The organism is Paenibacillus sp. 37 (genome assembly GCF_008386395.1).
Taxonomy (GTDB): domain Bacteria; phylum Bacillota; class Bacilli; order Paenibacillales; family Paenibacillaceae; genus Paenibacillus; species Paenibacillus amylolyticus_B.
Window position 1 is genome coordinate 2,235,921 of sequence record NZ_CP043761.1, and the last position, 13,916, is coordinate 2,249,836.

The following is a 13,916-nucleotide window of genomic DNA, read 5'->3' on the forward strand; positions in this document are numbered from 1 at the left end:
AGTGTATTTGTTTAGCTTGTCATTACGATATTGCTTATTGCGATGTTACGGCTGAACTGTCTTCCTCTCGAAAGCGCTGAATCAAATCATAGGTAATGACCGTGTCCGAGACATGCAATCGCTTGGTTGCTTCATCATGAGCGGGACGACAAGCGTTGATATCTGTTTTGTCACGTGTGGACAGGTCATAACAAGCGCCGCTCTCGTAGATATAATCATCCGATGGAATATAGAATACAGAACCATCCGAGAATGCGCCATTACGTAGCACAACCGTACGTGCAGACCCGTCATATACATCGTTACCCATATGATAATAGGACTGGTCGGACACCCCGAGCAGATGCAGCACGGATGGGGTGATGTCCAGTTGTCCCGAAGGTTCGTCGAAGGTTCCAGCCGCTGCTCCATCCGGTAAATGCACCAGCAGGGGAACCTCGTTCATGATCTGTGCCATATCCAGTTCATTCAATGAGCGTCCCAGGAACTGCTCGTATTGTGATTGTTCCTTGATCGAGTTGTCGTGGTCCCCGTAGAACATAAAGATGGTATTTTCCCATAATCCCCGATTTTTCAGATCCTCCACCATTTTGCCGAGCGCCGAATCCACGTAATGTACGGATTGCAGATAGTTACCAAACATGGTTCCCTGAAACTCGCCTACATCCAGTTGTTGTTTTTCTTTCGGCAATGCATACGGATGGTGACTGCTGAGTGTAATGAGGAAGGAATAGAACGGTTCGGTCACCTCACTACTCATTTTCTCAACGGATTGGCGGAAAAAGGATTCATCAGACAGGGACCAGCCAAGCGGGTCATCCTGTGCAAAATCATTTTTGCTATAAAACTTGTCGTACTTCATGTTCTGATACATCGTATACCGATTCCAGAAGCCGCTCTCATAAGCGTGAAATACGTTGGTGCTGTACCCGTTGTCCTTCAGGATAGAAGGGAGGGAATCATACGTATGGTCTGCATACCGTACAAAGGCCGAACCAACCGGAAGTGGATGTAGGGAAATGTTTGCTCCAAAATCGGCATCGGACGTTCTACCCTGACCGGTCTGGTGATAAAAGTGACTGTAATACTGACTTTCCTTCATCAGTTCATTAAAATGGGGTGTGATCTCCTGACCCCCAATGCTCTGGCCAATCATGAAGTTCATAAAAGCCTCACCCTGGACAATGATCACGTTGCTGTCTTTATATTTGCCAAACAAGGCATCATTCTGCGGGGCAGTTTCTTGCCTTTCAGCGAAGAACGCTTTTGCTTGCTCAACATCAGCGGGATCAGCCTGCGGCCCGGAGCCGATGTGGTCTTTGGCATAGTTGTACAGATCATAACCGTGAAAAGCGAGCAGTCCGGTCACATTATACATGGATACATTCCACCAGTTGTTATCGAACAGGCCTTTGGCCCATGTTTTGCTGTAAAAATAAATCGGGCCGACAGCGAGGCCAAGTCCCAGCACAAGGGCGATGCTGCCAGCCGTGAGACGGCGGCGCAACCGTGCCTTGCCATCGTTATACGAATAACTCCCGTAACCAGTAACAGATGTACTGGAGTGCTTCGAACGGTAACGTCTACTGAACATTACGATAGTTGCGAACGGAATGACGACAAGCCAATCGGCAAAGAACCAGAGATCACTTGTGTAAATCAATGTAGCGATGCTGTCACCCAATGCGTCAACTTGTCTCGCCTGCAACAATACCGGAATGGTCAAGAAATCCTGGAAATAGCGATAATACACCATATCGGCGTAGATTAGTGCGGTAAGCAGCAGGTTAAGGACCGCGAGAGACACGATCATGCCTCTACGTGGCAGCAACCAGGTCCAGAAGGACAAGAGTAGTAAAGATCCAATGGCAATGACTTTATCCAGCAGTCCCATCGTAATGTTATAAGCGTGAAGATTGTGATGGAGCCACATGAGTTTGAGCAGCATGAGCACAAGAAAAATAAGATATAACGTTAATGGATGATATAGAAGCCCGCGTGGCATGGAGCTGCGCGTAGGCCGAGTGACAACCATATGTATGTCCCCCTTGCTTTTGTTGTTTTGTTATCGGAATGTAAAATAGGGCTCCATCCATTATAGCGTGGCCTCATGTGTTTTCAACTATGCCTCAGAAGAATTGATTTCTGCGGAAGTGAAGGTCGATGAAGGAGAATTCATATGACCAGAAAAGCGCACAAAAAAAGCGCCCCGGCCATGGGTGGCTGGAGCACTTTATATTTGGAACAATTATGAAGATTGTGGTGTTTTATTTCGTGGAGGCAGTGGGCCCAAATACTGATAGTATTGGGTTTCAATGCGTCCGTTGAACAACTTGCGACGTTTGTCTGCCTTATGACCAAAATACTCCTCAAAAGCTTTGGTCGACGTGATTGCAAAAAAGGACCATGTTGGCATGTCGAGGTAACTGCGCCCTAATGAGCGGAGCAACTTCTGAACTTCTTTTTCTTCACTCAAACGTTCACCATATGGGGGATTGGTAATGATAACACCATATTCACCCTGTGGTCTTGCGCGATGCGCGGGCAGAACGCTGACTTCAATGTCTTTAGCAAAGCCTGCGCTCTTGATTGCAGCCTGAGCTACTTCAATCGCTTCCGGATCAATGTCGCTGCCCGAGATTTGTAACGGGATATCGTCACGTACAGCATCGAATGCTTCTTCACGCGCCTGTTCCCATAATTCTTCAGGAATGACAGCCCAGTCCTCAGAGTTGAAGGTCCGACGAAGTCCTGGTGCAATGTTCCAGCCGATCATGGCGGCTTCGATCAGCATTGTGCCTGATCCACAGCATGGGTCATAGAATGGACGGGATACATTCCAGCGGCTGAGCTGAATAAGAGCTGCAGCAAGTGTTTCTTTGAGTGGCGCTTCGGTAACGAGTTTACGATAACCCCGTTTATGAAGACCCGGTCCCGTTGTATCTAAAGTAAGCAGGGCGCGATCGTTCAGCAGAATGACCTCAATTACATAACGAGACCCGTCCTCTGGGAACCACTCTGTGTCATAAGTCAGTTTCAGTTTCTCTACGATTGCTTTTTTCACGATCCCTTGTGATGCAGGCACACTGCTTAACTGAGATTTTTGAGAGCGACCTTCTACAGGGAATTCGCCGTCGGCTGGAATCCACTCTTCCCAAGGCAGTGCTTTGGTGCCTTCAAACAATTCGTCAAATGTCGTAGCAGGGAATTCACCCATTTTCACCAATACGCGATCCGAACTTCTCAGCCACAGATTACAACGGCATATATCAATATAATCTCCTGTGAAGAAAACCCGGCCGTTGTCGATCGTAACATCTTCATACCCCAGTTGCTTCAGTTCCCGGGCAACAACAGCCTCGAGTCCCATCGCCGAGGTTGCAATCAATTGCAATTGAGCCATGTGATTCATTTCAACTCCATTTCAAGCTGGAGAAGGGAAATCCTTCTCTCTGCTGTATAGTAACGGTGCGGCCTTGCCGCTTTCCGTGAAAAAACTTACAATGAGAAATGCGGTGAACGTATGCATTCCTCTTTCGAGGTGATGCACCAGTCAACCGCCTGTGTTGATAACAAACATTTATTATAGAACATTGGCATCCATATGGAAAGCAGTCCAAGTGTCCAAGGAGGATTTTAGTGGTGAATCTGACCCCTGATGAATATGTAAATCAATTATTTCAAGAGGATGAGCTTTTGCTGAAAGTGAAAGAGGCTATCCGTTCGAATGGTATGCCGGAAGTTTCGGTGGCTGCGGCGTATGGACGACTGCTCACGTTTCTAGCGAAGACATCCAAAGCAGAAGCTGCGCTCGAAATCGGCGTATTAGGCGGTTACAGTGGGATATGCATTGCACGCGGGTTGCGTGAGAATGGAACCCTGACTTCGCTGGAACTGAGAGAGGAATATGCGGCAATGGCGCGTGGTCATCTGGAAGAAGGCGGTTTTGGCGAAAAGGTAGAGTACCGCATTGGTCCGGCCGCAGATAGCCTGGAACAATTGGAGCAGGAGGGTCGCACATTCGATTTCTTCTTTATTGACGCAGATAAGGAGAATTATCCGGTATATCTTGACTATGCCATTAAGCTGGCCCGGCCAGGTGCGGTCATTGTAGGTGATAATTGTTTCCTGCGTGGTCGTACGCTGAATCCGGACAAGCAGGGACCGGCTGTGCTTGCTGTTCGTCGCTTCAATGAACAGATGGCGAGTGACCCGCGCTTGGTGACGACCATGTTGCCGGACTACGATGGGCTCGTACTTGCCTGGGTGAAGTGAAAGTGGATATTTCCTAAAGATAAAACTCCGATGGAACACGATCTCACGCTTTTATGTTTGTGAGGGGGATCGTGATTCTGTTCGGAGTTTTCTAAAAACACACAAAGAAAGAGATGACAACATTTTGAAGGACAGAAAATGTGTCGTCTCTTTCTTTGTGTTTACAGATATCTTTGTAGTAGTTCTATTTATACTTCAGGTGTTCCGTACGTTTCGAACCATTTTTTGATGGTGTCAAAATCATCACTGAAGGACAAGCCCAGCATCAATAATACACGAGCTTGTTGTGGACTCAGGTTGTCACCTGCAATGATGCCTTTGCCGCCGCCGTATACACTTCCCGAACCCGTCCGAGTGGTGGTGACAAAGATAACACCTTCTTCAATGGCTTTGGTACGAGCTTGTCCCATAGCTCTGGAGATACCGCCAGCTCCGGTACCGGAAGTCACGATTCCTTTGGCACCGCTGCTCACGAATCCTTCAATGGCTCCGCCGCCAGCTTCTTGATATGAGATCGCAATTTCTACTTTGGCCAGATCTGCCTTTGTAATTTTACTTAGATCAAATACGGGCTTTGCTGTGCCTTCAGGTTTCAACGCACGTGCAGGAGCGCGGTAGATTCGAATGTTTTCTTCATCAATATATCCTACAGCACCGAGCATCGGCGTTTCAAACGTATCTGTCCGATAATCATTTGTCTTGGTTACACCACGAGCAAGCTGGATTGTGTCATTCAACATGAGTACAGTGCCGAATGAAGTGGTACGACCACTGCCTGCAAGTTTGATTGCGTTGTACAGATTGGCTTGAGCGTCAGAACCGATGACAGTCCATGGACGCATGGAGCCTGTGATGACGACTGGTTTGTCACTCTGAACCGTCATATCGAGGAAATAAGCGATTTCTTCCATTGTATCTGTACCCGTGGTAACGACAACACTGTCATACATTGCCAGAGCTTTGTCTACCGTCTGCGACAAGTCATAGAGGTCGGTCATGCTATAGGAACCTGAACCTGAATTTCCGAACTGGAGTGTGCTAACATCAGCAATCTTCTGTTTATCCGGTAAGGCGTCTACCATCTCTCCAATCGGAAGTGTGCCTGCCTTGTAATTCTGGAAGCTGGTGGCATCCTCGGATTGTCCGGCAATCGTTCCGCCAGTTCCGATTACCAATACATTAGGTAGTGCAGATTGCTTGGAAGAGTCTGGTATTGCGGGAATGGAAGTATTGCGAGCTGGGGTAGTGGTTGCTGTCTGAACAGCACCTGTTGTGCCTTTCACCTCTACCGTAGCTGCGTGCGCGGCGTAGGTTCCAATGGGGGACAACGAGATGGTTAATGCTGTTAAAGCTGCGGTACTCCATACAGCCCAGGGACGAAGATTGGATGTTTTACTCATGAATAGCACTCTCCTTCAAGTAAGTGTGATGTTAAGTTTGTTAAGAAGAATATGTATACCATTTCAAATTGATTGTATTTCATGTTAAGTAATATGACAAACTTAGATAATGGTAGAGTAATCGGTTACATTCGTAGATAATGAGAGTAAAATGATTATTTATGAGGAATTACGAAAGAATATTCATTCTGATAGAGATATATAAGAGCTGGTTTTAGGAGTTTTGAAGAGAAATATGCCTTCGTTGTGTTATTTAATATTACATATTGAGTCTTTTGTCCTGATAAAATGAAGCATTTTAATAAAAGAATGTCGAATTGGGACGCATATCAGAAGTAGGTAACAGAATAAGAGGATGATAGTAACGCATATTAGGTAATGGGGATCAATTACGGTCTAAAGAGTGGTTTCGTTATAGAGTTATGTTTATAATAGGGGTGATTAACATATGTAAATAAATATATAATATTGATTGGAGGAGAAACGATGAAACAGGCACCGAGAAAGTATGCAAATTACATTCCGATTCGGGAACTGGAGACTTTGGAAGAGAGGTTACTTCCCTTCAAGGTGTATGCAGAACTTCGTGATAACACTCCAGTCCGATATGATGAGCATCGAGAATGTTGGGATGTTTTCGGGTATGAAGATGTGAAGTACGTTCTGAAAAATCCCAAACTGTTCTCTTCTGCACGTGATCGTGCCAATACGAGCATGTTGACGACAGACCCTCCCAAACACAAACAGCTGCGTGATCTGGTGAACCAGGCGTTTACACCCAAGGCAATTGAAGCATTGGCTCCGCGTATTCAGGAAATCACAGATGAGTTAATTGCTCCACACCTGTCAGAAGGACATATGGAACTTATTGATGACCTTGCAACACCATTGCCCGTCATTGTCATTGCGGAATTGATCGGAGTCCCTGCGGCGGATCGTCAAAAGTTCAAAGACTGGTCTGATGTATTGGTGAAAGGCGCACGTGACGATAGTGAGCAGGCCTTCCAGGAGTTATTGGAGGAGAAAAAAAGAAATATGCAGGAGTTGCATATCTATTTCACTGGCATTATGGAAGAACGTCGGTTGCAGCCAGAGGATGATCTGATCTCATTACTGCTTGCTGCGGAGATTGATGGTCAGAAATTGACTGCAGATGAAGTGGTAGGCTTCTGTATTCTTCTACTTGCTGCCGGTAATGAAACAACAACCAACCTGATTACCAATGCGGTTCGTATCCTATCCGAACAACCTGAGCTACAACAGGAGTTGCGCGAACATCCTGAACGGATTACTTCTGCGATTGAAGAGACGCTGCGATATTATCCGCCAATTGTCGCGATTGGGCGGGTCGCCAAGGAAACTGTAGAGTTGAATGGTCAGACGATTCAAGCTGGAGAGCAGGTGATTTCCTGGGTTGGAGCTGCTAATCGGGACAGTGCCCAATTTGAACACCCGGAAGATTTCATCTCTGATCGCAAGCCGAACAGACATATGGGCTTTGGTTTTGGCATTCATTTTTGTTTGGGTGCACCACTCGCTCGATTGGAGGCAAGGGTAGTTCTTCATACATTGCTTCAGCACATGGGAAACATTCAACTTGTGCCGGGAACGGCTCTGGAACCGATACAAAGTGCTTTTGTATTTGGTGTGAAACATTATCCGATACAATTCAATCTAATAAATAAATGATGAATGGCGCATGAATGACAAAAGCCGCTCTCAGGCCAATTAGGCGCTGGAAGCGGCTTTTTCAAATGGAAAAGTAAGATGGACTAAAATGGATAGGGAATCAGGATTCCCGAATAGAAGCAGGTTTGTTATACAATTTGAATCGGACCCAAACCATATTAAGCAGCAGCAGTCCGCCAGAGACGATAAACAGACCTTCGATCCCGATGAATCCTGCCATAAAACCTCCAATGATCGCTCCAAGCATGTTGCCTAACGCAAGGGTACTCGTATTAAAACTGAATGCACGGCTGATCATGCTATCGGATGTATAGGAACGGATCAAGGCATTAACGCTCGGAAGCAGGCCACCCATGAATACACCCATCATGAAACGAACAACAATGAGCTGCCACACGGTCTGAACAAATGCCTGCGGAATAAGCATGAGTCCTGTTCCAATGAGTGAGAACGTAAGTACCTTGTGAGGACCAATCCGGTCACTCAGCTTCCCGAGAATCGGAGACATAGCCATATTGGATAGTCCCGTAACTGCACCGACCATTCCTGCCCAGAAGGCCACATTTACATCCGAAGCATGCAATTTTTGCACATACAGCGGCAAGAGTGACATGGGGCTGATCATTGCAAACTGCAACAGGAACGTCACAGCAAACAGTGCGGGCAGTTGAGGTGACTTGTTCAATTCCTTCAGACCGGACAATACGGATTGTGCCGGCAGTTTGGCTGCTTCTTGACGGTCAAACTTCTCTCTCACCAGGAACATGGCGAGCATGGAAGCAACAAAGATCAGTCCACCTGTAATGTAGAAAATGGGGCGGAAGCCTACCGCATCCGCTAACAAGCCACCAATGAGTGGACCCAGAATTGTGCCGGCAACCTGCCCGGACTGACTGATTCCCATAGCGAAACCCATGCGGTCTTTCGGCGTGGTACCCGATATCAGTGCAACAGCCGCAGGATTGAACCCGGAGATTGTACCGTTAAGCAAACGCAATAAGAGAAGCTGCCAGGGATTCTGTGCCAGACCCATAAGGGCAATTACGATGGCCATCCCGAATCCCGAACGAAGCAGCATAACTTTACGACCATACTTGTCCGATAACTTACCCCACAGCGGTTGAAACAAAAATGAGGTGAGGAAATTGGCTGCAAAAATAAATCCCGCCCAAATGCCAATTTCATGTTCGCCAACAACGCCAAGATCTCTTGCGAGATAAAGAGACAAAAATGGGGTAATCATGGTCATGCCCGAATTGACCAAAAATTGTCCGAACCAAAGCACAATGAGGTTTACTTTCCACGTTTTCAAAGTGCTTTCACTTCCTTTCAAAGATATTTCTGTAATTCTCAAAAAAACACCATTCTTTCATTATAACATAATTGGCATATGAGGGATGGGTGTAAGGAATGTCATAGTATTGTCACGTAGAACGCATCTGCATGTGGTTGTTACGGCTGTTTAAAAAGGGCATAATGGTAATTATGAGTCCAAAAACTATTGGAGGCTTCTTACATGAGCTATAATGATCGACTGATTCGGGCAAGTTTCAAACAACAGGTAGACCGTGTCCCGGTATGGTACATGCGTCAAGCTGGACGTTACGATCCTGAATATCGCAAAATTAAAGAAAAGTACTCCTTGCTAGAAATCTGCAAACAACCCGAGCTGGCGGCTGAAGTTACACTTATGCCGGTACGCAAACTTGGTGTAGATGCGGCTATTTTGTATTCCGATATTATGAATCCGGTTGCCTCTCTGGGCATTGATTTTGACATTGTAAAAAATATTGGTCCAGTTATTGATAATCCTATTCGGTCTGCTGCAGATGTGGATCGGCTACGTCCCATCGACGTAGAAGGAGATCTGTCACATATTCTGGAAACCATTCGAATTCTGGATAAGGAGCTTGATGTGCCTCTTATTACGTTTGCGGGCGCACCATTCACGATTGCGAGTTATCTGATTGAAGGCCGACCTTCGAAAGGTTATATCCGCACCAAAACGATGATGTACAGCGAGCCTGAGGTGTGGCACAAGCTGATGCAGAAGCTTGGTGATATGGTTATTACATATGTCCGTGCGCATATTGCGAATGGCGGTAAGGCATTTCAGTTGTTTGACAGCTGGGTTGGAGCACTTTCTCCCAAAGACTTCAGAACATATGTGTTGCCTACGATTACCCGTATCTTTACCGAATTATCGGATTTGAATGTACCGAAGATTTATTTCCCTGGTGTTGCATCCGGTGAGTTGTTGCCAGCACTGCATAATCTGCAAGCCGATGTGATTGGACTGGACTGGAGAGTATCCATTTCGGAAGGGCGTCAACGTCTTGGTGGCAAGTTTGCAGTACAGGGTAACCTGGACCCATATTTGCTGACTGCCCCAATGGAACTGATTAAAGAGCAAGCCAAAGTGATTATTGACGAAGGAATCAAGGAGCCGGGATATATTTTCAACCTCGGACACGGATTATTTCCTGAAGCATCGCTAGAGAAGCTCAGAGAACTAACGGCGTATATTCATGAATATTCTGCCGAAGCAATGAAGACTGGAGTGACGGTAACCAATGACTAATACTGTAGGTGTACTGGTGATGTCGTATGGCACACCAGAAAATATGGAGAGTGTTGAAGCGTATTACACACATATCCGCAGAGGACGTCCGCCTGAACCGGAGCAATTGAAGGAACTGACGGATCGTTATGAAGCGATTGTTGGCGGTGTGTTCCCCCTTCGGGAGAACACAGACAATCAGGTCAAGGCCCTTCAAGAGACATTAAACCGCGATGAGCGTGGCACTGATGTGGAATTCCGTTGTTATCAAGGACTGAAGCATGCTTATCCGTTTATTGAGGATGGCGTGGAGCAGATGGCGAAGGATGGAATTCAGACAGCGATTGGTATTGTACTGGCTCCTCACTTTTCCACGATGAGTGTAGGCAGTTATATCAAACGTGCGCGTGAAAAAGCAGAAGAGCTGGGCGTTCATATGTCCTTTATTGAGAGTTATCATCTGCATCCGAAGTTAATCCAGGCGTTGTCCACACGTGTCAGTGCCAAGTTGGATGCGTTCGAAGAAGCTGGAGCAAAACGCGGAGATGTGAAGGTGTTGTTTAGTGCGCACAGTCTGCCGGCACGTATTGTGGAGATGGGTGATCCATACCCGCAACAATTGCTGGAAACTTCGGAAGTGATTGCCTCACGTGTAGGCATAACCAATTGGCAATTTACGTGGCAGAGTGCCGGACGAACAGCTGAGCCTTGGCTTGGACCGGATATTCTGGATACGTTACAGGAGCTTTCTCGTGAACAGGTAGAGGATGTACTTGTGGCACCAATCGGGTTTGTCTCGGATCATCTCGAAGTACTCTATGATCTCGATATTGAGGCCAAATCGATTGCCAAAGAAATTGATATGCGCCTGATGCGTATTGATTCTCTCAATAGCGATCCTCTATACATGGAGACATTAAGCGACGTTATTATAAGCCAATGGCAGCAAGGGTCGGATGAGTAATGGGTGATAAGAAACGCCGTGTTGTTGTCGTCGGCGGTGGCCTTACCGGCCTCAGCGCGGCATTTTATATCCGCAAGCATTACCGGGAAGCGGGCGTTGAACCCGTGATTACTTTGGTTGAGAAAAGTTCGTCCATGGGAGGCATGATTGAGACACTGCACCGGGATGGATTTGTGATTGAAAAAGGGCCCGATTCCTTCCTGGCTCGCAAAACAGCAATGATTGATCTTGCCAAAGAATTGGAGATCGATCATGAGCTGGTCAGTCAGAATCCGGAGTCGAAGAAAACGTATATCATGCAACGTGGCAAGCTTCATCCTATGCCAGCAGGACTTGTTCTCGGTATCCCGACAGAACTAAGACCATTCCTGAGAAGTGGTCTGGTCTCTCCGGCAGGCAAACTGCGGGCGTTGATGGATTTTGTCATCCCGCCACGTCGTACAACAGAGGATGAATCGCTCGGTTATATGATTGAACGTCGTCTTGGAGCAGAAGTGCTGGAGAACTTGACGGAACCACTGCTCGCAGGAATCTATGCAGGTGATATGCGGCGATTGAGCCTCCAGGCTACCTTCCCGCAGTTCGGCGAAGTAGAGCGCGATTACGGCAGCTTGATTCGGGGCATGATGACTGGCCGGAAACCGGCTGAGACGCATACCGGAACCAAACGGAGCGCTTTTCTGAACTTTCGTCAGGGACTGCAGAGTCTTGTTCATGCACTCGTCCATGAGTTGCAGGATGTGGATCAACGTCTGAACACCGCGGTGAAGTCACTGCAACGTCTTGATGGCACGCAGACCAGATATCATGTTGAGCTGGAAAATGGTGAAATGCTTGAAGCGGATGATGTAGTGGTTACTGTGCCGACATATGTCGCGTCAGATCTGTTGAAGCCTCATGTGGATACAGCGGCACTGGATGCGATTAACTATGTATCTGTGGCCAATGTAGTGCTCGCTTTTGAGAAAAAAGAGGTGGAGCATGTATTCGACGGATCGGGTTTCCTCGTTCCGCGGAAAGAGGGTCGGAATATTACGGCTTGTACGTGGACATCGACCAAATGGCTGCATACCAGCCCGGACGATAAAGTACTGCTCCGCTGTTATGTCGGTCGCTCGGGTGACGAACAGAACGTAGAGCTTCCAGACGAAGCGTTGACGGATCTGGTTCTCAAAGATTTGAGAGAGACGATGGGTATCGAAGCGGTGCCGATCTTCTCCGAGATTACAAGGCTTCGTAAATCCATGCCTCAGTATCCGGTGGGACACCTCCAACATATTGCTTCCCTGCGTGAGGAACTTGGCAGCAAGTTACCGGGTGTGTACATTGCAGGTGCAGGTTATGAGGGCGTAGGCTTGCCGGATTGCATCAAACAAGCGAAGGAAATGTCTATTTTGGCAACACAGGCGCTTGTAGCAGATTAAGTACAGCAAGAGAGCTGTCTCACCGTAGAATTATCTACTGGAGAGATGGCTTTTTTCATATGAAGATCTAGAAGCTAAGCGAGTTAATCCCCTTTCAATCGATGCAGTTCCAAGGAAAGATGGAAATCCAGAATATGCCTGATATAATGGTATGTATGGCTGTGAAGAAGAGGAGTTGCTTATGTATCCCCCAAGATCAGATCGAAGTGTAGAGAGAAAAAAAAGAAAGCGCACCCGTGATAGAATCATCTGGACAATTAATCTTTTATTGATCATGACAATTGGTCTGGTGGGCATTTTTTATGTGATTAACACACGTCAGCAACAGGCAGACCAGCCGGTGAAGCAGCAAATTGTTGATCAGGATCAGCCTTCCATTGGAGACGATGCCAAAGGCGGGGATCAAGTAAGTTCTCCAGACTCGGAGGAGTCTGATGAGACTCCGGAAGAAGACGCCGAAGCAACGAATGAAGAAACAACAGCAGATGCAGGTGAGCCATCTGGCGTAGCGACCCCAGACACTTCAGGCAATACCAATAGTGAGAAATCAGAATCCGGAACGAAAAAACCTGCGGCAACTTCGACTCCGTCCGGCACCAAGGGAAATGCAGGTGCGGATAAGGAAACAGGGGCATCGAAACCTACCAATTCAGCGAAGGATGTCACGATTAACTTTGTTGGCGATATTCAATTCTCGGGCAAAGTTGCTGAATTGCTGGATAAGAACGGTTATGACTATCCCTTTGTCAAACTCGGCAGATTATTCAAGGATGATGATCTTACCATCGGCAACTTGGAGACTCCGATAACCCAAGGTGGTACTGGTGCAGCTGACAAAACGTATGTATACAAATCTTCGCCCAAAGCATTGGCGGCAATGGCCTCTGCGGGTTTTGATGCTGTCAATTTGGCTAACAATCATATTCTGGATCAGGGTGTAGAGGGTTTGGTAGATACGTTAACCTATCTCAAGGAATATGGCATAGCTCACACTGGGGCCGGTATGAACAGGGATGAAGCCTATGCACCAGCGTATCTGGAACGCAAAGGCATGAAGATTGCATTGCTTGGGTTCTCCCGAGTTGTACCGGAAACGAGTTGGAAGGCTGAGGGCAATCGGGCTGGCGTGGCTGAAGCCTATGATTCCACAGGAGCGGTCAAAGCGATCCAGGAGGCCCGTAAGAAGGCTGATCTGGTAATCGTGGTTGCTCACTGGGGCGAGGAACGTGTAAGTACTCCGAACAGTGACCAGACCCGATTGGCTCATGAGTTTGTCGATGCCGGCGCAGATCTGGTCATAGGTGGTCATCCTCATGTGTTGCAAGGGTTGGAGTATTATAAGGGGAAATGGATTGCATACAGTACGGGGAATTTCATTTTCTCCAGATCAACAACCGAAGAGACATGGAAAACGGCGGTATTTCAGGCACGCTGTAGTGCTGATGCAGCTTGCAGCATGAAAGTCATCCCTTATGAGGCCGGGCTTGGTCAGGCCATTCCAATGATTGATGAGGCAAACAAACTGCTGCTGCAACAGATGGCAAAGCTCTCGCCAGGCATTCGATATGATGGAAATGGAGTCGCTTCGCCAAATTAATAACCTT

10 protein-coding genes are annotated in these 13,916 nt (G+C 47.1%); 6 read left to right on the plus strand and 4 right to left on the minus strand.

The features are described from left to right. Positions 1-34: 34 nt before the first annotated feature. Positions 35-2,035 carry an LTA synthase family protein gene (locus F0220_RS10140; protein WP_105598104.1) on the minus strand — a complete coding sequence of 667 codons (2,001 nt, stop codon included), beginning with the start codon at positions 2,033-2,035 and terminating at the stop codon, positions 35-37. Positions 2,036-2,248: 213 nt separating this feature from the next. Further along, on the minus strand, positions 2,249-3,403 hold the full coding sequence (locus F0220_RS10145; protein ID WP_091017560.1) for a THUMP domain-containing class I SAM-dependent RNA methyltransferase: 1,155 nt from the start codon (positions 3,401-3,403) through the stop codon (positions 2,249-2,251). 239 nt (positions 3,404-3,642) lie between these two features. On the opposite strand from F0220_RS10145, the gene F0220_RS10150 reads away from it, so the two are divergent. Continuing rightward, the gene (locus tag F0220_RS10150) at positions 3,643-4,275 is read left to right on the plus strand and encodes an O-methyltransferase (RefSeq protein WP_091017777.1); all 633 of its coding nucleotides are present in this window, start codon (positions 3,643-3,645) and stop codon (positions 4,273-4,275) included. Between the two features lie 188 nt (positions 4,276-4,463). Here F0220_RS10150 and F0220_RS10155 read toward each other — a convergent pair whose 3' ends face one another. Continuing rightward, a complete protein-coding gene (locus F0220_RS10155; protein WP_100529287.1) occupies positions 4,464-5,675 on the minus strand; it encodes an asparaginase in 1,212 nt (403 codons plus the stop codon). 486 nt (positions 5,676-6,161) lie between these two features. On the opposite strand from F0220_RS10155, the gene F0220_RS10160 reads away from it, so the two are divergent. Next, positions 6,162-7,364 (plus strand): cytochrome P450, encoded by a 1,203-nt coding sequence (locus F0220_RS10160; protein ID WP_091017556.1) that lies wholly within the window; start codon positions 6,162-6,164, stop codon positions 7,362-7,364. A 100-nt stretch (positions 7,365-7,464) separates the two neighbouring features. Here the strand turns inward: F0220_RS10160 and F0220_RS10165 are convergent, their stop codons facing one another. Next, positions 7,465-8,676, minus strand: coding sequence for an MFS transporter (locus F0220_RS10165; protein ID WP_091017554.1), 1,212 nt, complete (start codon positions 8,674-8,676; stop codon positions 7,465-7,467). Positions 8,677-8,880: 204 nt separating this feature from the next. On the opposite strand from F0220_RS10165, the gene hemE reads away from it, so the two are divergent. The 4 genes from hemE (at position 8,881) to F0220_RS10185 (ending at position 13,909) form a co-directional block, all read left to right on the plus strand. Next, a complete protein-coding gene (gene hemE, locus F0220_RS10170; protein WP_074094433.1) occupies positions 8,881-9,945 on the plus strand; it encodes a uroporphyrinogen decarboxylase in 1,065 nt (354 codons plus the stop codon). Beyond that, positions 9,938-10,888 (plus strand): ferrochelatase, encoded by a 951-nt coding sequence (hemH, locus tag F0220_RS10175; protein ID WP_036609705.1) that lies wholly within the window; start codon positions 9,938-9,940, stop codon positions 10,886-10,888. Before hemE ends, hemH begins: the two co-directional genes overlap by 8 nt. Then, positions 10,888-12,312, plus strand: a complete 1,425-nt coding sequence (gene hemY / locus F0220_RS10180) for a protoporphyrinogen oxidase (RefSeq protein ID WP_091017551.1) — start codon at positions 10,888-10,890, stop codon at positions 12,310-12,312. The genes hemH and hemY overlap by 1 nt, the downstream gene beginning before the upstream one ends. A gap of 181 nt (positions 12,313-12,493) precedes the next feature. Next, positions 12,494-13,909 (plus strand): CapA family protein, encoded by a 1,416-nt coding sequence (locus F0220_RS10185; RefSeq protein ID WP_091017549.1) that lies wholly within the window; start codon positions 12,494-12,496, stop codon positions 13,907-13,909. Positions 13,910-13,916: the final 7 nt, after the last annotated feature.

What these genes read in the sequence shown, in the direction of transcription:
- F0220_RS10140 (WP_105598104.1), bottom strand. Translation starts at nt 2,035, where the DNA reads ATGGTTGTCACTCGGCCTACGCGCAGCTCCATGCCACGCGGGCTTCTA.
- F0220_RS10145 (WP_091017560.1), bottom strand. Translation starts at nt 3,403, where the DNA reads ATGGCTCAATTGCAATTGATTGCAACCTCGGCGATGGGACTCGAGGCT.
- F0220_RS10155 (WP_100529287.1), bottom strand. Translation starts at nt 5,675, where the DNA reads ATGAGTAAAACATCCAATCTTCGTCCCTGGGCTGTATGGAGTACCGCA.
- F0220_RS10160 (WP_091017556.1), top strand. Translation starts at nt 6,162, where the DNA reads ATGAAACAGGCACCGAGAAAGTATGCAAATTACATTCCGATTCGGGAA.
- hemE (WP_074094433.1), top strand. Translation starts at nt 8,881, where the DNA reads ATGAGCTATAATGATCGACTGATTCGGGCAAGTTTCAAACAACAGGTA.
- hemH (WP_036609705.1), top strand. Translation starts at nt 9,938, where the DNA reads ATGACTAATACTGTAGGTGTACTGGTGATGTCGTATGGCACACCAGAA.
- hemY (WP_091017551.1), top strand. Translation starts at nt 10,888, where the DNA reads ATGGGTGATAAGAAACGCCGTGTTGTTGTCGTCGGCGGTGGCCTTACC.
- F0220_RS10185 (WP_091017549.1), top strand. Translation starts at nt 12,494, where the DNA reads ATGTATCCCCCAAGATCAGATCGAAGTGTAGAGAGAAAAAAAAGAAAG.